16 protein-coding genes are annotated in these 23902 nt (G+C 71.0%); 14 read left to right on the top strand and 2 right to left on the bottom strand.

From position 1 onward, the window contains the following. The first annotated feature begins 54 nt into the window (after positions 1-54). From EPO52_RS14885 to EPO52_RS14865, 5 genes are all read left to right on the top strand, one after another. Positions 55-924, top strand: a complete 870-nt coding sequence (locus EPO52_RS14885) for a vWA domain-containing protein (RefSeq protein ID WP_290807886.1) — start codon at positions 55-57, stop codon at positions 922-924. Between the two features lie 343 nt (positions 925-1267). Continuing rightward, on the top strand, positions 1268-2584 hold the full coding sequence (mftD, locus tag EPO52_RS14880; protein WP_290807884.1) for a pre-mycofactocin synthase MftD: 1317 nt from the start codon (positions 1268-1270) through the stop codon (positions 2582-2584). Positions 2585-2648: 64 nt separating this feature from the next. Next, positions 2649-3380 carry a mycofactocin biosynthesis peptidyl-dipeptidase MftE gene (gene mftE / locus EPO52_RS14875; RefSeq protein WP_290807882.1) on the top strand — a complete coding sequence of 244 codons (732 nt, stop codon included), beginning with the start codon at positions 2649-2651 and terminating at the stop codon, positions 3378-3380. Positions 3381-3895: 515 nt separating this feature from the next. Then, entirely contained in the window at positions 3896-5266 is a 1371-nt protein-coding gene (gene mftF / locus EPO52_RS14870; protein WP_290807879.1) for a mycofactocin biosynthesis glycosyltransferase MftF, read from the top strand. Positions 5267-5474: 208 nt separating this feature from the next. Then, positions 5475-7349 carry a cellulase family glycosylhydrolase gene (locus tag EPO52_RS14865; RefSeq protein ID WP_290807877.1) on the top strand — a complete coding sequence of 625 codons (1875 nt, stop codon included), beginning with the start codon at positions 5475-5477 and terminating at the stop codon, positions 7347-7349. A 222-nt stretch (positions 7350-7571) separates the two neighbouring features. Here EPO52_RS14865 and EPO52_RS14860 read toward each other — a convergent pair whose 3' ends face one another. Continuing rightward, entirely contained in the window at positions 7572-8975 is a 1404-nt protein-coding gene (locus tag EPO52_RS14860) for a geranylgeranyl reductase family protein (protein WP_290807875.1), read from the bottom strand. 71 nt (positions 8976-9046) lie between these two features. On the opposite strand from EPO52_RS14860, the gene EPO52_RS14855 reads away from it, so the two are divergent. Then, positions 9047-9949: an oxygenase MpaB family protein gene (locus tag EPO52_RS14855; protein WP_290807873.1), complete on the top strand. Its 903-nt coding sequence runs from the start codon at positions 9047-9049 to the stop codon at positions 9947-9949. Between the two features lie 345 nt (positions 9950-10294). Here the strand turns inward: EPO52_RS14855 and EPO52_RS14850 are convergent, their stop codons facing one another. Continuing rightward, positions 10295-11107, bottom strand: coding sequence for an ATP-binding cassette domain-containing protein (locus EPO52_RS14850; protein WP_290807871.1), 813 nt, complete (start codon positions 11105-11107; stop codon positions 10295-10297). Positions 11108-11454: 347 nt separating this feature from the next. On the opposite strand from EPO52_RS14850, the gene EPO52_RS14845 reads away from it, so the two are divergent. From EPO52_RS14845 to EPO52_RS14810, 8 genes are all read left to right on the top strand, one after another. Further along, positions 11455-12417, top strand: a complete 963-nt coding sequence (locus EPO52_RS14845) for a lytic transglycosylase domain-containing protein (RefSeq protein ID WP_290807869.1) — start codon at positions 11455-11457, stop codon at positions 12415-12417. Continuing rightward, positions 12410-14644, top strand: coding sequence for a PASTA domain-containing protein (locus tag EPO52_RS14840; RefSeq protein WP_290807867.1), 2235 nt, complete (start codon positions 12410-12412; stop codon positions 14642-14644). Before EPO52_RS14845 ends, EPO52_RS14840 begins: the two co-directional genes overlap by 8 nt. Positions 14645-14753: 109 nt before the next feature. After that, positions 14754-15890 (top strand): phosphate ABC transporter permease subunit PstC, encoded by a 1137-nt coding sequence (pstC, locus tag EPO52_RS14835; RefSeq protein ID WP_290807865.1) that lies wholly within the window; start codon positions 14754-14756, stop codon positions 15888-15890. Positions 15891-15894: 4 nt separating this feature from the next. Then, complete coding sequence (pstA, locus tag EPO52_RS14830; RefSeq protein ID WP_290807863.1) at positions 15895-17265, top strand: phosphate ABC transporter permease PstA; 1371 nt, start codon at positions 15895-15897, stop codon at positions 17263-17265. A 5-nt stretch (positions 17266-17270) separates the two neighbouring features. Beyond that, a complete protein-coding gene (gene pstS / locus EPO52_RS14825; protein ID WP_290807861.1) occupies positions 17271-18863 on the top strand; it encodes a phosphate ABC transporter substrate-binding protein PstS in 1593 nt (530 codons plus the stop codon). Between the two features lie 167 nt (positions 18864-19030). Next, positions 19031-21613 (top strand): hypothetical protein, encoded by a 2583-nt coding sequence (locus EPO52_RS14820; protein ID WP_290807860.1) that lies wholly within the window; start codon positions 19031-19033, stop codon positions 21611-21613. 112 nt (positions 21614-21725) lie between these two features. Then, positions 21726-22829 carry a hypothetical protein gene (locus EPO52_RS14815; protein WP_290807858.1) on the top strand — a complete coding sequence of 368 codons (1104 nt, stop codon included), beginning with the start codon at positions 21726-21728 and terminating at the stop codon, positions 22827-22829. 19 nt (positions 22830-22848) lie between these two features. Then, on the top strand, positions 22849-23898 hold the full coding sequence (locus tag EPO52_RS14810) for a hypothetical protein (protein ID WP_290807856.1): 1050 nt from the start codon (positions 22849-22851) through the stop codon (positions 23896-23898). Positions 23899-23902 lie beyond the last annotated feature (4 nt).

Here is a 23902-nt window from a genome sequence, read left to right as displayed (position 1 = left end):
ACGCCGCTGAAGCGCAAGCCGAAGCAGCTCGACGAAGATCCGACGGCGTTCGATGTGGCGGCCGGGGCCGGTGGACTGGTGTTGCGCCCGCAACCGGGGCGCGGGCGGCCGGGTGCCTCGAAGCCGACGGGGTCGGGCGCGGGGTTCACCGACGACCCGTCGGACGTGACCGTGCTCTCCGACGAGGATCTGCAGCTCGACCCCGTCGTGCGGGCGCGGGCGGCCGAGATCGCGGCGCGGCTGTCGGTACCGAAGCCCAAGGTCGATTCGGCGCGCGATCGGGGGGCCGGGCACTTCGCATCGGTGCCGTACCGCGGCGGGAGCGACGACATCGACCTCGATCGCACACTGGAGATGCTCGCCGAGCGTCCCGTTCCGGACGACGAGGACATCATCGTGCGCGAGCGGGTGCGCGCCCGACGTTCCGTGGTGCTGCTGGTGGATGTGTCGGGGTCGATGAAGGGGGAGCGGGTGCGCACGGCGGCGGCGACCGTGGGGGCGCTCGCCGCCGAGCTCGCTCAGGATCAGCTCGGGGTGATCGCCTTCTGGTCGGATGCGGCCGTGCTCCAGAAGCTGGGCGCCCCCGTGCGCCCGATGGAGCTGCTCGACGAGATGCTGCGCATCCCGGCACGGGGGCTCACGAACGTGGCGTTCCCGCTGCAGCTCGCCGCTCAGCAGCTCGCCGGCGTGCCACCACGCAACGCGCGCGTGGTGCTGCTCTCGGACTGCGTGCACAACGCCGGACCGGATCCGCGGCCGTTCGCGGGTCGCCTGCCGCGACTCGATGTGCTGCTGGACACGAGTGGGGAGAAGGATGTGGAGCTCGGGCGGGAACTGGCGCGCATCGGGCGGGGCGGGTTCCGGGCCATCCGCACGTTCCACGACATCGCGCCGGCGCTCGGCGCGCTCTTCCGTGACCGCTGAGCCCGCGGCTTGCCACACGTTGTGGCAAGCGGCGTGTGGGGCCGACACTTTGTGGCAAGTGGGTGTGCGGGCGCGGGCTGGCGTGCGGGTGTGGGGCGTCGGCTTGCCACAAGTTGTGGCAAGCGGCGTGTGGGGCCGACACTTTGTGGCAAGTGGATGTGCGGGCGCGGGCTGGCGCGCGGGTGTAGGCGTCGGGTTGCCACAAGTTGTGGCAAGTCGCGGGTGGGGCCGACACTTTGTGGCAAGTGGATTGTGGGCCGCGAAGTAGTTATGGCACCCGGTGTCAATAGGTGACTACAATGATGTGGATCGCTGGTGATCTGACGAGAGAAGAGGCACTTCGATGGCGAATGCATGGTTCGAGACGGTGGCCGAGGCCCAGCGCCGCGCGAAGAAGCGGTTGCCCAGCTCGGTCTACGGAGCCCTCGTGGCGGGCTCGGAGCGTGGAGCCACGATCGACGACAACCTCGCCGCGTTCACCGAGCTCGGGTTCGCCCCTCACGTCGCCGGTCACAAGGCCGAACGCGACCTGACGACGAGCGTGATGGGGCTCGACCTCTCGTTCCCCGTGATGATCTCGCCCACGGGCGTGCAGGCGGTGCATCCGGATGGCGAAGTCGCCGTGGCCCGCGCCGCCGCCAATCGCGGCATCCCGATGGGGCTCTCCTCCTTCGCCTCGAAGCCCGTCGAGGAGGTCACGGCCGCCAACCCGAACACGCTGTACCAGATGTACTGGACGGGCACCCGGGACGCGATGATCCAGCGAATGGACCGCGCCCGCAAGGCCGGCGCGAAGGGCCTCATCGCCACGCTCGACTGGTCGTTCTCGAATGGACGCGACTGGGGCAGCCCGTCGATTCCCGAGAAACTCGACCTCAAGACCATGGTGCAGTTCGCGCCGAACGTGCTGCCGCATCCGAAGTGGCTGTGGCAGTTCGCCCGCTCGCTCACGCTGCCCGACCTCACGGCCCCCAACCTGCAGCCTCCCGGAGGCGACGCTCCGACGTTCTTCGGCGCCTATTACGAGTGGATGCAGACTCCTCCGCCCTCGTGGGAGGACGTGGAGTGGCTGCGCACGGAATGGGGCGGGCCGTTCATGCTGAAGGGAGTGTCCCGGGTCGATGACGCGAAGCGCGCCGTCGACATCGGGGTCACCGCCATCTCCGTGTCGAATCACGGTGGCAACAACCTCGACACCACGCCGGCGACCATCCGGATGCTGCCCGCGGTGGCCGAGGCCGTCGGCGACCAGATCGAGGTCGTGCTCGACGGCGGTGTTCGGCGCGGCGGCGATGTGGCGAAGGCGCTCGCGCTGGGCGCACGCGCCGTGATGATCGGTCGCGCGTACCTGTGGGGCCTGGCCGCGAACGGGCAGGCAGGCGTGGAGAACGTGCTCGACATCCTTCGCGGCGGGCTCGACTCCGCGGTGCTCGGCACGGGACACGCCTCGGTGCACGAGCTGGGTCGCTCCGACCTGTCGATCCCGGCGGGCTTCGAGCGGGCGATCGGCACGGGCGACGAGGGCTCGGCGGCGACCGGGGGCACGGGGGCCGTGGCCGCGGATGCGCCGACCGCACCGCCGGCGAAGGCCGCACCCAAGACGGTGCGCCGCACGTCCACCACGAAGCCGCTCGCCAAGGCCGAGGCCGAGGCGAAATAGCGACGCGTGCTCTGCCTCGTCGACGACCCGGCCGAGTGCGTTCGGTCGGCGTTAGCCTGAACGGGTGAGCGCGCTGAGACTGGACGAGATCGCGTGGCCGTCCGTGCCCCCGCGCCCGCTCGTGCTCGTGCCGATCGGATCGACGGAACAGCACGGGCCGCATCTGCCCTTCGACACGGATGCGGCGATCGCAACCGCCGTAGCGCAAGGCGCGGCTGACGCCCTGGAACGAGCGGCGGTCGGTGCGGCATCCGTCGTCGTGACGCCCGCGCTGAACTTCGGGGCGAGCGGCGAGCACCAGGCGTTCGCCGGTACGGTGTCGATCGGGCACGAGGCGTTGCGGTTCGTGATCGTGGAACTGGTGCGGTCGCTGTCGACCTGGGCCGGCCGGATCGTGTTCGTGAACGCGCACGGCGGCAACGTGCCCACGCTCGCGTCGGCGGTGCCGCAGATGCTCGGTGAGGGGCACGATGTGGGCTGGCTGCCCTGTGCGGCGCCGGGCGCCGACGCGCACGCGGGCCGCACCGAGACGTCGCTCATGCTCTGGCTGCGGCCATCCGCCGTCGCGTCGCCGCTCCCGGAGGCGGGAGCCACCGCACCGATGGCCGAGCTCCTGCCGAAGCTCACCTCAGGGGGTGTCACCGCGGTGTCGCCGACGGGCGTGCTCGGCGACCCCACCGGTGCGACCGCGGAGGAGGGAGCCGCCCTCCTCGCGACGATGGTGGCGGATGCGACCTCCCGCGTGCTCGCCCACGCCCCCGATTCCCGCGGACAGCTGGCGGTGCCGCGCCCGTGATCCTCCCGCCCTCCGACTCGCGCGGCGAACCCGTGCACCCCGCCCCAGGCCGCTCGTCGGATGGGATCGCGGATGCGACGGCGCTTCGTGACGAGTCGCAGCCTCACGATGGTGCGCCCGCGCCCGGCGACGATGCCGCGGCGACGTCGGCGGCGGGTGCAGCCCAGCCTCACGATGGTGCGCCCGGGCCCGGGCCCGGTGACGATGCCGCGGCGACGTCAGCGGCGGGCGCAGCCCTGCCTCACGACGGAGGCTCCCGTGCGAGTGGCGCCGGGTCGGCGCAGCCGGAGCGAGCTGCGCCCGCGCCTCGCAGCGGGGATCGCGGGGCGAGTGGCGCCGGGTCGGGGCAGCGGGAGCGAGCTGCGCCCTCGGCTCGCAGCGGGGATCGCGGGGCGGATGGCGCCGGGTCGGCGCAGCCGGAGCGAGCTGCGCCCGCGCCTCGCAGTGGGGATCGCGGGGCGAGTGGTGCCTCTGCGGCGCCGGGCGAGCGAGACGGCCTGCCCATCGGGAGCGTGGTGCGGCTCAACCGTCGGGTGCGGGTGAAGGATGGCGGCCGAGCGCTCATCGGCGGCGCCCCGACGCGGGTGCTGTACCTCAAGCCCGCGGCCGCGGCCTTGTTCGAGGGGCGCACCCTGCGCATCCGGGACCGCCAGACCGCCGTGCTGGCCGATCGGCTCGTCGAGAGCGGGATCGCCGATCCCGTCGTGTCCTCCTTGCCCGCGGGTGACATCGGCCAGGTCACCTACGTGATCCCGGTGCGCGATCGACCCGCCGCACTCGAACGGCTGCTCGACAGCCTGGGCGCGGGGAGAGCGGTGATCGTGGTCGACGACTGCTCCGACGACGTGCCCGGCCAGCGGGCGATCGCCGAGCGGCACGGCGCCCGCTTCGTGGCCCTCCCTGAGAATCTCGGACCCGCCGGCGCCCGCAATGCGGGACTGCGCGCGGTGACGACGCCGTTCGTGGCGTTCGTGGACTCGGATGTGGTGGCGCATCCGGATGCCGTCGACACCCTTCTGCGCCACTTCGCCGACCCGAAGGTCGCCCTGGCCGCGCCTCGCGTGCTCGGGCTCCCCGGCGAGCAGGGGCTCAACTGGATCGGGCGGTACGAAGACGCGCGGTCGTCACTCGACCTCGGCGAGGAACCGGCGATCGTGCGGCAGCGGGCCCCCGTGTCGTGGGTGTCGAGCACATTCCTGCTCGCCCGGGTCGACCTGCTCGGCGACGGGTTCGCCGACGGGATGCGCGTGGGAGAAGACGTCGACCTCGTGTGGACTCTCGCCGATCGCGGCCTGCGCGTGCGCTACGAGCCCGCGGCGACCGTGTGGCACGAGCACCGCACCTCGGTGGGCTCCTGGCTGAAACGCAAGGCCTTCTACGGCACGGGCGCCCATCCGCTCGCCGAGCGGCATCCGCACGACATCGCCCCCGCCGTGCTCGCTCCGTGGAGCGCGGCGGCGGTGGCCGCCCTGCTCGCTCAGCGCCGCTGGTCGGTGCCGGTGGCGCTCGGCATCTGTGCCGTCACGGTGTGGCAGCTGGCGGGCAAGCTGAGGGCCAGCGAGCATCCGGTGCGCGTCGCGGCCGGCCTCACCGCGAACGGGCTCGCGGCCTCGCTCGTGCAGGCGATGGCGCTTCTGCTGCGGCACTGGTGGCCCGCGGTGGCGATCGGATGCCTCTTCTCCCCGCGGCTCCGTCGGGCCGTGCTGGTGGCGCATCTCGTCGACGTGGCCATCGAGCGGCGACGCACCAAGGCGCAGCTCGACCCGGTGCGGTTCGCGGTGGCGCGTCGGCTCGACGACCTCGCGTACGGCGCGGGGGTGTGGATGAGCGCCCTTCGCGGGCGGTCGTGGGGGGCATTGCTGCCCGACATCCGGCGCCGTCGCTGACGCGAGTCCGGGTGCCGGCGGGCTGACTACTCCTCCACAGCGTTCGACAGCCGGCTGGGTTCCACAGGCGCGGTCGAGCGAAATGCCCGCGACACGGGCGGGTGATATTCTGCGCCTCTGAGCAGAGAGGGCTCGGCCGCGGTGCGCAGAGTCGTCGCCCGCGAGCGCACCGATCGGGTGCGGCAAGCAGATCAAGGGGAGGGCGACCGTGGGTCGATCGAGTGGCAGGAGAGGGCGCCGGGTTCGCGCGTGCGTCGTCGCGCTCGCCGCCGCCGTCCTCCTGGTTCTCGGCACGGTCGGAACGAGCTCGCTCTCCGCGCTCCCGGCGAGCGCATCGGCCCAGCCGATCGGCGGCTCCGCCTCTGACGCGGAGCCAGGCAGCGCCGAGGCATCCGCGGTACTGCCGAGCGGTGTCATGCACTCGGGCAGCGCCACCTCCGACCCCATCGGGGGCGCAGCGGCGACCCCACTCCCCGCCGAAGTCGCTCCCGTCGTGGCCGAGCGGCCGGTCTCCGGATGGCTGCACACCGACGGCGCCACCATCGAGACGGCCGACGGATCGCCGTACGTGATCAAGGCCATCTCCTGGTTCGGGCTCGAGACAGGCAACTGCGCGCCGCACGGTCTCTGGTCGATCAGCCTCGACTCCGGCCTCGCGCAGATCGCGTCGATGGGGTTCAACACCATCCGCCTGCCGTACTCGAACGAGTGCCTCGCGCAGTCCGCGAGCTCGTCGATCAACGAAGCGGCCAACCCGACCCTCGCGGGGCTCTCGCCGCTGCAGCTGATGGACGCGGTCATCCAGGGGGCGAAGTCGTACGGGCTGAACGTCATCCTCGACCGGCACCGGCCCGATTCGGGTGCACAGTCGGAGCTCTGGTACACCGACCGCTACCCCGAGGCCACCTGGATCGCCGACTGGGTGATGCTCGCCGAGCGCTACGCGGCCGAGCCCGCCGTGATCGGGGTCGATCTGCACAACGAACCCCACGGCACCGCGTGCTGGGGGTGCGGCGATCCCTCGACCGACTGGCAGGCCGCGGCCGAGCGGGCGGGCGATGCCGTGCTGGCGGCGAATCCGAATCTGCTCATCGTGGTCGAGGGTGTCGAGAAGCAGTCCACGGGCAGCACCTGGTGGGGCGGCGGTCTTGCGGATGCGGGAGACGCTCCCGTGTCGCTCGACGTGGCCGATCGCGTCGTGTACTCGCCGCACGACTACCCGGCGTCGATCTACGCACAGACGTGGTTCTCGGCATCCGACTATCCCGCGAACCTGCGCGAGGTGTGGTCGTCGAACTGGGGCTACCTGGCGGAGCAGAACATCGCGCCCGTGCTGCTCGGCGAGTTCGGGTCGAAGGTGGAGACGGAATCCGACCGGGCCTGGTTCGAGAGCATCGTGTCGTACCTCTCCGACACCGGCATCAGCTTCGCGTACTGGTCGTTCAACCCGAACAGCGGCGACACGGGCGGCATCGTCAAAGACGACTGGGTCACGCCTCAGGCCGACAAGCTGGCGCTGCTCGCCCCGCTGATCGGCACGGGGTCGGCGGTGGAGCCGCACGCTCCGGCCGCGCCTGCGCCTGCGCCTGCGCCGACCACGGCGCCCGCCACGCCCGTGCCTGCTCCCCCCGTGTCGCCGTCACCGACGGCGGTGCCGTCACCGGGCGGCAGGATCGGCGGAGCGGCGGGGGAGGGCAATCCGGGGCCGGCCAAGCCCGCGGTGCCGACCCTCCCCGGGCCCTCGGCACCCTCTACGCCATCGGTGCCCGACGCCGGAGGGGCCGGGCAACTGGCCGCGGAATGGGACCTGCAGAGCGAGTGGCCGGCGGGCTACGTCGCCGAAGTGTCGATCTCGAACTCCGGAGGCGCGGCCGGATGGTCGATCTCGTGGCCCGATGCCAACGCCACCTCCATCGTGAACGCCTGGGGCATGGCCTGCGCCGTGAAAGACAAGACCGTCACCTGCACCGGCGCCGACTGGGGCCGCTACATCGCTCCGGGGCAGACCCTCACCGCGGGTGTGCAGGTGGCTGCGACCTCGGCGCCGAAGTCGCCCGCGTTCTCGCTCACCACCACGAACTGACGCGGCGGCTGCGCCGGGGCGCGCGATGGATGCTGCGGCCGTGCATCTCTCGCCGGTCGCGCCTGTGTGCGCTCGGCCTGGGCCACGGATTGCGCCCACCGGAGGCGCGCCGCTCGCTCGTTGGTGGTGCCCGTGGGGGCGGCGTGTTGATCGCTCATCGGGTGAGCCTGGTCGATCGTCGATCGTCGATCCTCGATCGCGCGGGGTGGGTGTGTTCCCGCGTCAGGAGAGGGCGCGCACGACGCGCATCACGACCCGGTGCTTGGCCAGGCGTGCGAGTGTGGTCTCGCCGCGGCAGAAGCGAACGAAGTAGCGGGCACCGGCGGGAGTACGCAGCAGCGCGTGAACGAGTCCGCGGCGGCGTTCGAAAGCCGCGAGGATGCGGTCGCCCACGACCTGCTCGGGCTCGAGCACAGCGCGCACCCGAGCCACGTAGGTGTCGAGCGCGGCGGATGCGGCGGTGCCGTGGGCGGTCGCGGCTCCGGCATCGGCCCCGGCCCCGGCCCCGGCATCGGCATCGGCATCGGCATCGGCATCGGCATCGGCGAGCGTCGTCGCGGCGGCGAGCGTGGTCGCAACTCCGATTCCCGCGCCAGTGCGGGTGGTCGCGGCGGCGGCCGCCTCGCCGGCCCACGCGCCGGAGCGGAGGGCGAACGAGATGCCCTCCCGCGTCCAGGGCTCGAGCAACCCGGCCGATTCGCCCGCAACGATCACCTGACCACGGCGGAGCGGAGAGGCGGTGGTGCGCCATTGGGTGAGATGTCCGGAGCTGTGGAGGGTGGCCGCATCCGTGAGCCCGAGGTGGCTGCGCCAGGCGGCGAGGTAGTCGCGGGTCTCGTCGGGCGAGCCCTTGCGCTGGATCACGCCGACCGTGAGCGAATCCCGCTTCGGGAAGACCCAGGCGTAGCTGCCGGCGGCGGCGCCCCAGTCGAGGAAGACGCGGTCGCGCCATCCGGAGTCGTCGGAGGGCATCGCCACCTCGTCTTCGAGTCCGAGGTCGATCCCGCCGAGGTCGACGCCGACGTACCGCCCGATGCGTCCGCCGGCACCATCGGCTCCGATCAGCACGCGGGCGGATGCGCTGCCACGGTCGGTGCGCACGGTCACGGTGGGGTGCGAGCCGGCAGCGCACCGTGGTTCTGCCGTTCCACCGAGCCCATCGGGTGCGGCGGCCGGCATCCGCTCGGTCTCTTCGATGCCGCGCACGGCGACGCCGTCGACGAAGTGCACGCCCGCCTCGACGGCGGCGTCGACGAGGGCTTGGTCGAACTCCTGGCGGCGAACCATCGCGAGGTAGGCGGCGGGGCGTCGGAGGGTGAAGGGTCGGCGGAAGCGGTCGGTGAACACCGTCTCCTGCACGGATGACTCGATCGTGGCGCGAGCGGCCTCCGGGATGAGCGCCAGCGATTCGCCGAGAAGCCCGCCGCCGCAGGTCTTGTAGCGGGGGAATCGCGCCCTGTCGAGCAGGAGCACGCGCGCGCCGCCGAGTGCGGCCGTGCGGGCGGCCGTGGAGCCGGCGGGGCCTGCGCCCACGACGATCACGTCCCAGAGATCGGAGTCGCCGGCCCAATCGGGTGAGGCACCGGGCGGGGCATCCGCATCGGGGGAGTCTGAACCGCGCGGCATGGCTCAAGGCTAGCCTTCGCGGCGGTGCTCCGCCGCTCGATCGCACGGGTTCGGATGCTATCGTCGCCGCCATGCCGAGGCTCGCCGACATCGCACCCGAGAGCATCCTTCTCGCCGGTGCGGGGCGGGCCATCCTGTTGCAGATCGCGAATCCGGCGATCGGCTACGGCGTCGCCCGCCACAGCGATTTCGCGCTCCGTCCGATGAAGCGTCTCAACGCCACTCTGAGCTACGTCTATGCGCTGGCGAACGGCTCCGATGACGACATCCGTGCCATGCGCAGGGCGGTGAACCGCGCGCACGCCCCGGTGAGCAACCCGCCCCGGGGTGCTGCGCCTTCGGCGCCCGTCCCCGATCTTCGCGCAGCCACCGTCACGGAAGGGATTGCCTCCGCACAGCCGGCGGCGGTGTCGGCTACCGCCGGACGTCAGGATGCGCACCACACCGATCCACGGTACGACGCGCGCGACCCCCAGCTGCAGCTCTGGGTCGCGGCCACGCTGTACGACACGGCGATCACGCTGTACGAGAAGACCTACGGCCCCCTCGCGCCGGATGCCGCGGAGCACGTCTACCGCGAGTACGCCGTTCTCGGAACCGCGCTTCAGATGCCACTCGAGCTCTGGCCCGAGACGCGCGCCGACTTCCGCGCCTACTGGGACCACGCCATCGCCGGCCTGCGGGTCGACGCCACGGTGCGGTCGGTTGCCGCGGCTCTTCTGAGGGCGCAGAATGCCCCGGTCGCCCTGCGGGCAGGCATGCCGCTCGCTCGCTTCGTAACCGTGGCGCTGCTGCCCGACGCGCTTCGCGGCGCCTTCGGTTTCACCTGGTCGAAGGCGCAGCAGCGCCGCTTCGACCGCTTGATGGCGGTCTCGACGCGCGTCTACCGCGTGCTGCCCCCACGCGTGCGGCGTTGGCCGAGCCGGCGCTACCTGGCGCGCATCCGCGTCACTTATGGCGCGGGCACCCCGTAGGTTCGGCCGAACGGTATGAGAAACCGGCCCCCCATCGACACTAGGGAGCTGGCGCCCCCTTTTCTCATACGGTTGGCATTCAGCCCCAGGCTCACGTGGTCGGGCGCGCCGAGGCTGAGGGCGTTCTAGCGCCGAACCGCAGAAGAAATCGGGCCCTCGTCGACACTTTGTGGATGAACCCGCGTTTTCTTCTGCGGTTCGGAAGCGGCCCCAGTGCCATGTCAGGTGGTGCGTCGGTGCTGCGGGTGGCCTGGCTGCCGATATGCACCAGAAAGCGGGCCCTCGTCGACACTCTGTGGGTGAACCCGCGTTTTCTTCTGCGGTCCGGAAGCGGGCGCCACCCGGTCAGCGCGGCGCGCGGCCGCTGCGGGCGTGCCAGCGGCCCTCGGCACGGTCGATCGCGATCGGATGGTCGAAGCAGGCGCTCACTGCAGCGGTCGTGAGTACCTCGGCGGCCGGGCCGCTCGCCGTGATGCGGCCGTCGGCCAGCAGCAGGGCGTGCGTCGTGGTGGTGGGCAGCTCCTCGAGGTGATGGGTGACGAGCACTGAGGCGAGTCCCGGATGAGCCGCCCGCACCTCGTCGAGGGTATCGAGCAGCTGCTCCCGCGCGGCGACATCGAGCCCCGTCGACGGCTCGTCGAGCAGCAGCAGTCTCGGGTCGGTCATCAGCGCCCGCGCGATGAGTGTGCGCCCACGCTCGCCCTGTGAGAGCGTGGTCCACGGCTCATCCGTCTTGCCCGAGAGCCCGAGCAGCGCGATGGTCGCCTGCGCCCGATCGCGCTCAGAACCGCTGGGGACCCACCGCGGCACCCGCTCGACAGTGCCGGTGAGCCCGGTGAGTACGACATCGAGGATGCTCAGGCCCGACGTGAGCGGATGCCGCGGGTTCACGTGCCCGATCGACCGCCGCAGCGCCTGCAGCTCCACCCGACCGAGCTGTTCGCCGAGCACCCACACTTCACCGCTCGTCGGATGCTGCACCGCCCCGCACAGGCTGAGGATCGTGCTCTTGCCCGCCCCGTTCGGCCCGATCAGCGCCCAGTGCTCATCGGGCCGGACCGAGAACGAGATGTCGTCGAGCAGCGCGCGCCCGCCGCGCACGAATCGCACGGAGCGGAGCTCGAGAACGGTGTCGTGCGGGGGAGCGGCGGTCGTCACCGCTCCATTCTCCGATACCGCACTCGATCTCCCGGTCACCCGTCGAGCTCCCGCGGCCCGGTGCACTTGCCGCGAAGTGTTGGTACCGCACGTGGGTTGCCACATCTTGTGGCAAGTCGATGTGTGGGATCGCGGGGCTGCGCGTGCCTTGCCGCTATCTGCGCGTGCACTTGCCGCTAAGTGTTGGTTCCGCGCGGGGGTTGCCACATCTTGTGGCAAGCCGGTGGTGGGTCGGCCCCGATTGTCGCCCGGGACGGAGAGCGCCCCGGCGGCCGGTCAGCGGCGCGACACCCCTCCTTCACCTCGTGGACGCCTCCCCTTCATGACGCGGCGCAAAGGTTCGTGGCATGAGTGCCCGCGTCGGTCTCGGACTGCTGATCTCCGCCCTGGTCGCGCTCGCCTCCTGGCTCGCGGTCGGCGCGGTCTCGGCCGCGCCACCGCGGAGCACGTCGACCGCCTCCGATTGGGGCGACGGAGCCGACTCGGCGGCGGCGGTCGTGCCCGCGCCGATCGTGGGGGAGGGCGCCGCCTCGACAGGTGCCGCGACCGGCCAGGTGGCCGGCGGCACGACCCTTGGAGCAGGAGCAGGCGCAGGCGCAGGCACCGGCACCGGCACCGGCACAGGCACCGGCACAGACTCAGACTCCGGATCCGCTCCCGCGACCTCGTCTCCTGCAACGGGTTCGGGCGCATCCACAACCCCCGCTTCCGACCGCTCCTGGACAGCCGCCACCACGGTCTCCGCCGACTGGGCGGCAACCACCGCCGCCACCACCGGCATCCCCGTGCGCGCCCTCATCGGCTACGCCGGCGCAGCGCTCGCCCTGCAATCCGAGCAACCCTCGTGCGGCCTCGGCTGGAACACCCTCGCCGCGCTCGGTGCCGTCGAATCCGGCCACGGCACACACGCGGGCTCCGCGATCGGCAGCGACGGCGCCACGACGCCCGCGATCATCGGCCCCGCCCTCGACGGCGGCGAGTACGACGCGATCTCCGACTCCGACGGCGGAGCCTTCGACGGCGACACCACGCACGACCGCGCGGTGGGACCGCTCCAGTTCATCCCGCAGACCTGGCAGCGCTGGGGCGCCGACGGCAACGGCGACGGCCGGGCCGACCCGCAGCAGATCGACGATGCGGCGCTGGCGGCGGCGCGCTACCTGTGCCACAGCGGCAGCGTGACGGATGCGGCCGGCTGGCGCGCGGCCGTGTTCTCCTACAACCACGTCGAGAGCTACGTCGACCTCGTCGCGGCCACCGCGAACGAGTACATGGCGCGGGCCGCGTCGGGTGCGGCGTCGAATGGCTGAGGCCGACGGACTCATCTCCTCCCGCTTCCGGCTCGGCGAACTGCTCGGCAGCGGCGGTTCGGCCTCGGTGTTCAAAGCGGTCGATCTCGACACCGGCGAGACGATCGCGCTGAAGATCCTGCACCCGCACTTCTCGCGCTCGGAACAGGCCCGCGAGGCCTTCTTCGCCGAGGCCCGCACGGCCGGTGACCTGAAGCATCCGAACATCGTCGAGGTGATCGGGATGGGCGTGCACGCGGGCGACAACGACCCGCAGGCTTGGATCGCCTTCGAGTTCGCACCCGGGGTCAGCCTCTCCGAACTGGTCGAGCACGAGGGCGAGTTGACGTTCGCCGAGACGCTCGCCGTGGCCGACGGTGTTCTGTCGGCTCTCGTTCACGCGCACGACACCGGCCTGGTGCATCGCGACATCTCTCCGGCCAACATCATGATCGCCCGCGACCCACGCGGCGTGCTGCGCGCCTCCGGGGTGCGTCTCGTCGACTTCGGACTCGCGGATGCCGCCGGCCGCGCCGCCCTGGGTTCCGACGTGCTCCGTTCCACGACCCCCCGCGCGGCCACGACCCCCCGCGCGGCCACGACCCCCCGCGCGGCCACGACCCCCCGCGCGGCCACCACCCCCCGCGCGGCTGCCAGCCCCGGCGCGGCCGCCACCCCCGGCGCGGCCGCCACACCCCGCGCGGCTGCCACCCCCGGCGCGGCGACCTTCCCCGATGCGGCGCCCACGACCGAAGCCGTGCCCGCCCTGGAGGGCCTCGCCATCGCCGGTCCCCCCGCTCCGGGTGCCACCGCCGCCACCACCACCACCACCACCTCCAGCGACGCTCCCGCCGCCGCCCCAGCCCCCGCCGATGCCGCGCCGGCCCCTCCCGACACCGCGCTCGGCGTGCTCGGCAACGTGAGCTATCTCTCGCCCGAGCAGGCACGCGGTGAGCCGGTCGATGAGCGCGGCGACCTGTACCAGCTCGGCGCGGTGCTCTACTTCGCGCTCGTGGGCCACGCGCCGTTCGTCCGTGACTCCCGTCGCGCGGTCATGCTCGCCCACCTCAACTCGCCGCCACCCGTGCCGTCGGTCGAACGGCCGGGAACGCCCCGCTCCCTCGACCGCCTGGTGGTGCGGGCGATGCTGAAAGACCCCGCATCCCGCTTCCCCGACGCCGCCGCGATGCAGGTGGCCGTGCGCGCCGCGGCCCAGCACCTGCGCGCGATCGATGGCCCGGCCCCGGATGCTTCGCACGACGCCACCCGGGTGATGGCGGGTGCCGGCGCAGCGGCCCTGGCGTCGGCGGCCCGACTGACGGCGGACGATGTACCCGCGTCTGGCGATGACACCGCCACCGCGGTACTCCCGCGTGCCCGTGCCCGCTCCGGGGGCTCGGCGGCATCCACGGTCCAGGCGTCCCCGAATCGGCCCACGGCCGCCTACCCGTCGGGCACACGCACCGGCGCGCCCAGTACCGCACCGGCCACCGCCGGAGCCGGTCGCGGCAGCGGAGGCGGTCCCGGCGCCGGCACCGGCGCCGGCACGGCTCCAACGCCCCGCGGATCAGCCGCGCTCTGGGTCTTCGTCGCCCTCGCCGCCGCCATCGTGGTGGTGGCCTGGGCCCTCGCCGCGGGCAATGCCGGCTCCGCGACGTTCGGTGCGGGCCCCGAGACACCCGCTCCCGAGCCGACCGTCTCCGTCACCCCCACGACCACCCCGGTGGTGCAGAGCGTCGCCGCCCCGATGATCGCCGTGCCCCCTCTCACCGCACTCTCGCTCTCCGCGGCCCGCGACGCCTTGACCGCAGCCGGCCTGACCGTGGGGACCGTCACGCCGCAGAACTCCACCCAGTCGGCCGACACGGTTCTGAGCCACAACCCGGCGGGCGGCAGCCAGGCCGCGGTCGGCAGCACGGTCGACCTGGTGGTCGCATCCGGTTCCAACGTCGTGCCGCGCACCGGCGGTGCCGCGCAGTCCGACGCGCTCTCGAGCCTGCGCAGCTCCGGCTTCGAGGTGATCATCACCACCCGCGGCGACGATGCGCCGCAAGGCACTGTGCTCGGCACCGTTCCCGTCGAAGGGACCGAGGCGAGGCTCGGCTCGACGGTGACTCTGCTGGTGGCCGTGCCGCGCTCGGCCGCGCCCCTGCCGACGCCGACCCCCACCCCCACCTCGACACCCACTCCCACCGGCACACCCGCCCCCGACCCCGACGATCCCGGTGCCCCCGCGAACGGGGGGTGACCGACGATGCTCCCGCCGCTCTCTCCATTCCCCCGAAACGGCCCCTTCACTCCACGGCTTCCCTTCGTTCACCTCCGGCCCCGAGCATCAGCGGCATGGTTGGTTGCTCGTGACGGATAAGGACGTCTTCCAGACGATCGAGGACGTCTTACTCGAGAACGAGCGCACGGATGTGATCGCTCCTCTCGAGGGTGCGACCGACCGCGAAGGCACCGCCGGTGCTGGTGGAGCCGGAGGCGAGGGCGGCGCGCCGCGCAACGACGCCGCGGACTCGGCTCCGCGGCCCAGGTCGTTGGTGTCGCGCCGCTCGACGTCCGACACGGTCTTCCAGACGGTTGCGTACACCGCCGGTGCCACCACGGTCGGCATCATGCTCCTCGTGGGCCTCTTCCTCACCCTCCGGGCGGGCTCGGCGCTGCAGGTGGCCGGTCCGTCGTTCCTCTGGACGCAGGAGTGGTCGCCCGAGACCCAGAACTTCGGCATCGCCGCCGTGCTCTTCGGCACGGTGACGGTGGCCCTCGTCGCGCTCTGCACCGGCTTCCCGCTCGCGTTCGGCACCGCCCTCCTGCTCTCCGAGGTGGTGCGCGGCACGCTCCGTTCCTTCATGATCTCGCTCGTCGACCTGATGGCCGCCGTGCCGAGCATCGTGTTCGGTCTCTGGGGTGTGTTCTTCCTGCAGGACGCCATGATCCCGGTGGCCCGCTGGATCTCGCACTACTTCAGCTTCATCCCGATCTTCGCCGTCACGGGCGAGAACGGCGAGACGCTCACCGAGGCGAGCGCCTTCACCTCCTCGGCCTTCATCGCCGGAATCGTGGTGGGCCTCATGGTGGTGCCGACCCAGGCCTCGGTCATGCGCGAGGCCTTCTCTCAGGCGCCGATCGGCGAGCGCGAAGGCGCCTTCGCGCTCGGCGGCACCCGCTGGGGCATGATCCGCGCTGTCGTGCTCCCGTTCGGCCGCGGCGGCATCATCGGAGGCACCATGCTCGGCCTCGGCCGCGCCCTCGGCGAGACCATCGCGGTGTACATGATCATCTCCCCGGTGTTCACCATCAACTGGCAGGTGCTGAAGACCGGCACCAACTCGATCTCCGCGCTCATCGCCCTGCGCTACGGCGAGGCCAGCGAGTTCGGCCTCTCGGCCCTGATGGCGGCGGGCCTCGTGCTCTTCATCATCACGCTCATCGTGAACTTCACCGCCTCGACCATCGTGGCCCGATCGCGCTCCGGCGCAGAGAGCCAGTGATCGGATGACGACCACCTACGAGCATCCGGCTGGCGACGGCCTCCTCGACGACACGATGACCGAGGAGCTCGACGCCCTCGAGTTCGACGACTCAGAGACCGACTCCGACTCCGACTCCGACCACGGCGGGGCAGCGCCGACCGTCATCCCCTCGAGCGAGGGCATCGAGATCGGCCCGCGTCGCGGCCTGCACGCCGTCACCATCGACGAGAAGTTCAACATCATCGGAGCGCTCGCCGGCGGCATGGCGTTCTCCACCCTGCTCTTCGGCTGGATCGCCCCGCTCACGGGCGCGATCGGGTGGTTCATCATCGCCTACGTCGCCTTCATCGGCATCTACCTGCTGCTGGTGGCGGTGCGCGCCGACCGCCAGGAGGTGAAGGACAAGCTCGCCACCGTGCTCATGGTGAGCGCCGGCACCATCCTGGTCGGCGCCCTCGTGTTCATCGCGATCTACACGCTCGCCCGTGGCCGTGACGCCGTGCTGCACCTCAACTTCTTCACCGAGACGATGAAGACCACGGGCCCGCTCGACCCGCTCACCTCGGGCGGCATCCTGCACGCGGTGGTGGGCACGCTCATCCAGATCTCCATCGCCCTCGCCATCACCATCCCGCTCGGCGTCACCACCGCCGTGTTCCTCAACGAGGTGGGCGGAAAGTTCGCCCGCTTCGTGCGCACCATCTCCGACGCCATGACCGCCCTGCCGTCGATCGTGGCCGGCCTGTTCATCTACGCGGCCGTCATCCAGCTCGTGACGCACGAGAGGTCGGGCTTCGCGGCATCCCTCGCCATCACGGTCATGATGCTGCCCATCGTCATCCGGGCCTCGGATGTCGTGCTGCGCCTCGTTCCGGGAAACCTCCGGGAGGCCTCCTACGCGCTCGGCACCACGCGCTGGCGCACGGTGTGGCACGTGGTGCTGCCGACCGCGCGCTCCGGCCTCGTCACCGCCGTCATCCTCGGCACCGCGCGCGGCATCGGCGAGACCTCGCCCGTGCTGCTCACCTCGGGCGTGACCGCCGTGATGAACGTCAACCCGTTCTCGGGGCCGATGATCTCGCTCCCGCTGCAGGTGTTCGACTTCGTGCGCTCGCCCGAGCCGAACATGGTGGCCCGGGGGTTCGGCACGGCGGCCGTGCTCATCCTGCTGGTGCTCACCCTCTTCATCGTGGCGCGCATGATCGGCGGCAAGGGCCCCGGCCAGCTCTCCGACCGGCAGCGCCGCAACGCGCGGGCCGAGTCGATGCGCGACCTGCACCGCATCACGATCCTCGAAGACCGGGTCGCCCGCGGCGATTACCCCTCTCGCCCGAGCGCATCCGCATCCGCACCCGCACCCACCCCCGCCCCTGCCACGACACCCGAGGAATGACCCGCGTGACCCCGACCCTCCGCATCGCCCGCACGTCCGCCGCCGTCCTGGCGTTCGTGCTCCTCGTGCTCGGCGCCTTCGCCGGTACCGCCGTGCCCGCTCAGGCCGACAGCTACGAGCCCATCACGGGCGCGGGCTCCACCTGGTCGCAGAACGCGATCGACCAGTGGCGCAAGACCGTGCAGGACAACTACTCGATGAGCGTCAACTACAACGGACTCGGCTCCTCGGCCGGGCGACGGGAGTTCATCAACCAGACCGTCGACTTCGCGGTCAGCGAGATCCCGTTCCAGACGAACCCGGAAGACGGATCGCCGCCCGAGGTGCCCACGTCGGGCTACGCCTACATGCCGATCGTGGCCGGTGGCACCGCGTTCATGTACAACGTGAAGATCAACGGCAAGCAGGTCACCAATCTCCGCCTGAGCGGCGAGGTGATCACCAAGATCTTCACCAACGTGATCACCAACTGGAACGACCCGGCCATCCAGGCCGACAATCCCGGCCTCACGATGCCCGACAAGCCGATCGTGCCGGTCGTGCGATCCGACGGATCGGGTTCGACCGCGCAGTTCACGCTCTGGATGTCGAAGCAGTACCCGAGCCTGTGGAGCGCCTACCAGCCGAGCGGACTCATGACCTCGCAATACGTCGTGAAGGGCTCGATGAAGGCCCAGAACGGCTCCCTCGGTGTGGCGGGCTACGTCTCGCAGAGCTACGGCGAGGGCGCCATCACCTACGTCGAGTACTCCTATGCGCTCAACTCCGGGTTCCCGGTGGCCAAGGTGCTCAACAACGCCGGGTACTACATCGAGCCGACCGAGTCGTCGGTGGCCGTGGCGCTGACGCAGGCGCAGATCGACACGGATCCGAGCCCCGACCGGTACCTCACGCAGATCCTCGACAACGTCTACAACTCGAGCGACCCGCGCACGTACCCCTTGTCGAGCTACTCGTACATGATCATCCCCACCACGACCAACAAGGTCTTCACCGAGAAGAAGGGCGCCACCCTCGGCACCTTCGCGCGGTACATGCTCTGCGAAGGGCAGAGCGTCGCGGGTGCCCTGGGCTACTCGGCGCTGCCGCTCAACCTCGTGGAGGCGGGATCCGAACAGATCTCGAAGATCCCGGGCGCGGGGGGCACGGGCATCGACGTCAGCACCTGCAAGAACCCGAACATCGGCGCCGACGGCTCGAGCGTGCTCGCCGCCAATGCCCCCCAGCCCGAGGCATGCGACCAGAAGGGTCCCACCCAGTGCGCGAAGGGCACCGCGGGTGCGGCCGCCACGCCGACCGAGACCGCGAACGCTCCGGATGCGGCCACGGCGGCTGCGGCGGGTGCCGCGGCGGCGGCCGGCACCGCAGCGGGGGCTGCGACATCCGGAGCCGCAGCCGTCTACGACGAGAACGGGGCCCTCGTGAGCGGGGGGAGCTCGGTCGGCGGTGCCGCGGTGTCCAGTCCCTTCTCCCTGCCGGATTCCGGTCTCGGCCCGGAGCAGGTGCTCATGATCGCCGCGGGCGTCCTGCTGATCGTCGTCATCGTCGTGCCCCCCTTGGCCTCCCGCCGCATCAAGCGCGCGGGCCGCGATTCCTGACGCCTCCGCACCGCTGACCCCCGCTCGCGGGGCATCCGGGCGCATCTGACCACAGGGCGAAACCTCGGAGGGAAGTCTCCTTCCCACGCTGTTCATCCCACCGACACCCTGCGCCCATACTTTGGCGCCGTTACCACGAATCCCCTGGGTTCAGCTTGGAGTCACCCGTGTCCCGTTCCGCCCGCCACCGCCGGTCACCCCGGCGTCCCTGGTTGGCCTCCGTCGTCGCCGGAGTCGTCACCGGCGTGCTCGTCGGAGGGCTGAGCGTCGTCAGCGGCATCTCGTTCGGCACGCCCGCGCAGGCGGACACCTCCTCCGTCGTGACGGTCGCGGCGAACCTGCAGGACAAGGACATCGACAACGCCCCCATGCCCGACCTCGCGGTGACCGTATCGAAGACGCGCGACCTCCAGGCCGAGGGCGTGCAGATCAGCTGGACCGGCGGCATCAAGTCCGAAGCCCCCTCCGGGGGTACGGCGGGCTCGAACTTCCTCCAGATCATGCAGTGCTGGGGAACGGATGCCGACGGCGGCCCCGACCGCACCACCTGCCAGTACGGCGGCTTCGTGTCACAGGGCTCTCAGCGCGACGCGCTCGTGAGCTACCGCAACCCGATCCCCGAGCAGGACGCTCCGTACACGATCCCCGGTACCTCGACCAACAGCCCCACCTACACGGGCATCCCGTTCCACGGCGCCGACGGCGGCTCGGTGGAGAAGGTCGTTCTCAACGACATCACCGGTCAGAACGTCTACGCCGACGCGAAGAAGGACGCCAGCGAGAAGATCGACCTCAACAACAACCAGTACTTCACCCAGTTCACGACCAACGAGATCAACTGGGCCGGTTCGGGCGCCGATGGCACGGGCGCGGTCAAGTTCGAGATGCAGACCGTCGTGCAGTCGCCCGGTCTCGGCTGCGGATCCAGCAAGAAGGACGCCAAGGGGGAGACACCGCACCTGGCGTGCTGGCTCGTGGTGGTGCCCCGCGGCACGAACGATGCCAACGAGACGTCGATCCGCAACTCCGGTCTCTTCTGGGACAGCTGGAAGCACCGCATCGCCATCAAGCTCGACTTCCTCCCCGCCGACTCCCGCTGCAAGATCGGCGGCACGGAGCGCCAGCTGGCCGGCAGCGAGCTGCCCTCGGTGGCCATCGCCTCCTGGCAGCCCACCCTCTGCAGCGCCAAGGGCGGATCGGCCTACACCGCGATCGTCTCGGCCGAGTCGGATGCCCTCCAGGCGGCCAACAGCGGCACCGCCACGAAACCGATGGCTCTGACATCGCGCGCCCTGAGCACACCCGACACCACCGATTCGCTCACGTACGCGCCGATCGCCTTGACGGGCGTCTCGATCGGCTTCTCGATCGACCGCGAGGTGAACCAGTTCGCGAACATCCCGGCCGACATCAAAGACGAGGTCACGGGGCGGCAGCGGCTGCCGTACGAGTCGATGAATCTCACGCCGAGGCTCCTCGCCAAGCTGCTGACGTACTCCTACACCGACTCGGTTCCCGGCTCGGCCAAGGACAAGGCGCATCTGGGGAACAATCCCCGGAGCATCACCTTCGACCCCGACTTCCTCGCGGTGAACCAGGACAGCGACTGGCAGTACCAGTCGATCGCCTCACCCGCACTCGCCGACCTCATCGTGCCGCAGGGACGCTCGGACAGCGCCCGGGCCGTGTGGGACTACATCCTCGCCGACGCCGACGCCGTCGCCTTCCTCAATGGCGCGGATGACGGCTACGGCATGAAGGTGAACCCGTGGAGCTCGCCGAATGCAGACGTCTTCCACACCCAGGGCACGGGCGACACCATGATCACCTACCCCCGCGACAACTTCCCCAAGGGCGACCCCACCGAGCAGGCGACCGACTCCACCGGCAAGGGGCCGGTGAACGTGGTCACCTGGCGCCCCTACACGAACGACTTCGCCACGAGCGCACGGCTCATCCTCCGGGGCAACGGTCAGATCCTCGGCGACTGGGACGCGGTCTCGGTTCCGCCGAAGTACAAGAAGGCCGACCGCAACCTCCCCGGGTTCCAGCGCGTCATGGGCATCACCGACACCGGCTCGGCGGCCAAGTACCAGGTCTTTCAGGCGAAGCTGCTGAATCCGGCGGGCAAGTTCGTGGGGCCGGATGACGACTCGCTCGCCGCCGCGGCCGCCGCGATGACGGCCGACCCCGCGCAGCCCCAGGTGTACCGCTTCGACCCCACGTCGTCGGCGGCCAAGGGCGCTCCGGATGCCTATCCGCTCGCCATGGCCGTATACGTCGCCGCCAATCCGGCCATGACGGATGCCACGGTGCGCGCCGACTACGCGAACTTCATCAACTACGCCGCCACCTCCGGTCAGGAGCAGGGCACCGCGATCGGCACCCTGCCGGCCGGGTACGCCCCGATCCCGTCCGGCTGGCAGACCCAGGCCATCGCGGCGGCCGCGAAGATCGCCGCCGGCCCGGTGAAGGCTCCGACAGCCACCTCGGCCCCGGCCGCAGCCCCCGCGGCCGCCGCACCCGCGGCTGCGGCGGCGCCCGCTGCAGCGGCAGCGGTGCCGGCCGCGGCGGCCCCGGCATCGGACCCGTCGGCCACGGGTACCGCATCCGGCTCCCTGCTCGGCAGTCCCACGAAGGCCGACGCCGACATCGGAGCGCTCTCGGCGGCCGTTCCTCTGGCGATCGTCGCCGGGTTGCTGGCCGCCCTCGCCGTGCCCATCATCACCCGCATCAGGAGACGTGTCTGATGCCCCTCATTCTTGGACCCGATTCCCGCGCTCACAGCGGTCGCTGGGATCCCAAGTCGAAGCTGCCGCGCCGCGGACGCTCGGTCACCCTTCCCGAAAGGAACAACTCGAAGTGAAGATGAAGAAAGTGGTCGCAATCGGCGCCGCCGTCGGCGTCGCTCTGGCGGGCCTCGGCCTCGCTCTTCCCGCGAACGCGGAGCCCGTCTCCAACGGCTACGTGCTCGTCGGCTCCGACACCCTCCAGGACTCCACCAACGCGCTGATCAACGGCACCCGCGCCGGTGGCTCGTCCATCCGCATCACCTCGGGCGGCAACACGATCGGTGGCTTCGACGCCTTCGGCACCGCCGCCATCCAGACCAAGCAGGGCGGCCCGTTCTTCGGCCGTCCGTCCGGCTCCGGCGCCGGTGTGACCGCTCTCCGCGCGTCGATCACCGGTGCCAACTACTCCGGCAACGCCGGCGTTCCGGCCAAGGCCATCACCGGCCAGGTCGACATCGCCCGCTCGTCGAGCGGCGCCGGCAGCAACGCCAACGCCAACGGCCTGCTGGCCTACGTGCCCTACGCCCGTGACGCCGTGGCCTACGCCTACAACGGCACCAACTCCGACCTCGCTTCGCTGACCACCGCTCAGCTCAAGCAGATCTACGAGTCGAACACGCCCGTCGTGATCGGCACCACCACCGTGAAGCCCCGCATCCCGCAGAGCACCTCCGGTACCCGGAGCTTCTTCCTGAGCGCGATCGGTGTCACCACCCTCGGTTCGACCGTCAACGACGTGAACAACCTCACCCCGGAGAACGACGCGTCGATCCTCGCGGCCGACGAGATCATCCCGTTCTCGGCCGCCAGCTGGATCGCCCAGACGAACGGCGTCACCGGCGTCAGCACCATCGCCGCCGGCAGCAACGTGAAGCTCGGGTCGCCGAACGGCGTCGCTCCCTTCACCGGAACGGGCACCGCTCTCGCGGCGAACGCCTCGTTCTACAACGCCGCTCCGTTCGGCCGCGACACCTACCTCGTCGTGGAGTACGCCCGCATCAACCCCAGCGATGCCAAGTACGACGCCAACCTCGCAGCACTGCTGAACCCGGACAACGCACTCAGCCTCACCAACACCGGAACCTTCAGCAGCACCGCCGGAGCAGCCAAGCGCAAGTTCGGCTTCCTCGCCCCCTCGAGCACCACCCTCATCCGCGCGTTCGCCACCCTCTAGCAGAAAAGGCATCCTCACCATGTTCCGCACGAAAACCATCCGCGTCGCGGCCGTCGGCGTTCTCGCCGCCGCCCTCGTCGCGGGCAGCGCGCTCAGCGCTCAGGCCGCCGGCGAGCCCGTCGCGACCGTCGGCTCCAAGGGCCCGGTGTACATCGCCGACGCCAACAACGGAGACATCTACGCCCCCGGCACCTCGCTGCCGTTCGAGCAGGCCGTCATCGGCCGCCCGAACGACACCGACGTCGAGGCGAAGTTCCCCGGCTCCTCCGACGCCACCTCGGTGCGTACCTTCATCTCCAACCGCGGCGACGAGCTCGACCAGACCAAGTGGATCGCGTTCGGTCTGAGCGACTTCGTCGAGGGCAGCAAGGATGTCTGGCTTCCCCAGCTCCAGCTCAGCGCACAGACCGGTGGCGCGCAGGCCACCGTTCGTGCCGGTGGTAACTTCAGCGTCGGCTTCGCCTTCATGAAGAACAACCAGCTCACCGTGGCCGACGGCGGCGTGTACTACACGTACATCACCGTGGCGCCCGGCGGCGCGTGGACGTTCGCGACCCCCACGGCGACGACCCCCGAGGAGCCCTCGGCGAACTCGTTCGACGTGAACCTGAACGCCACCACGATGTCGGCTCCCGACGGCGCCCTCAGCCTGTCGGCTCCGTCGGTCACCACCGCGGCCATCGGCAACCCCGCCATGGTCAACGGTCTCTCGACCTCGACCGGTACTCTCGGCGAGTTCACCGTCACCGATGAGCGCTACACCTCGCACCCGGGCTGGACTCTGACCACCACGGTCACGCAGTTCACCAACGCGGCCGACAACACCAAGGTCATCGCGGCCTCGCAGCTCGGCGTCGCGCCGAAGCTCGTGGGCACGAACGCCAACGTGACCGTCTCGGCCGCCCAGGTGGCCGGCTCGGCCTCGTACCCGTCGCTGTTCGCCCAGTCGAACTCGACGGCCGCATCCGGTGCCGTGAAGCTCAACGCCGACCTGCAGTTCGTCTCCCCGTCGAACATGCCGGCCGGTACCTACACCTCGAAGCTCACGCTCACGCTGGCCTCGAAGTAACCAC

Origin of the sequence: Herbiconiux sp. (assembly GCF_004297105.1) — a bacterium.
GTDB lineage: Bacteria > Actinomycetota > Actinomycetes > Actinomycetales > Microbacteriaceae > Herbiconiux.
The sequence above is the reverse complement of the archived record's forward strand: the minus strand, read 5'-3'. Positions and strand labels throughout refer to the sequence as shown.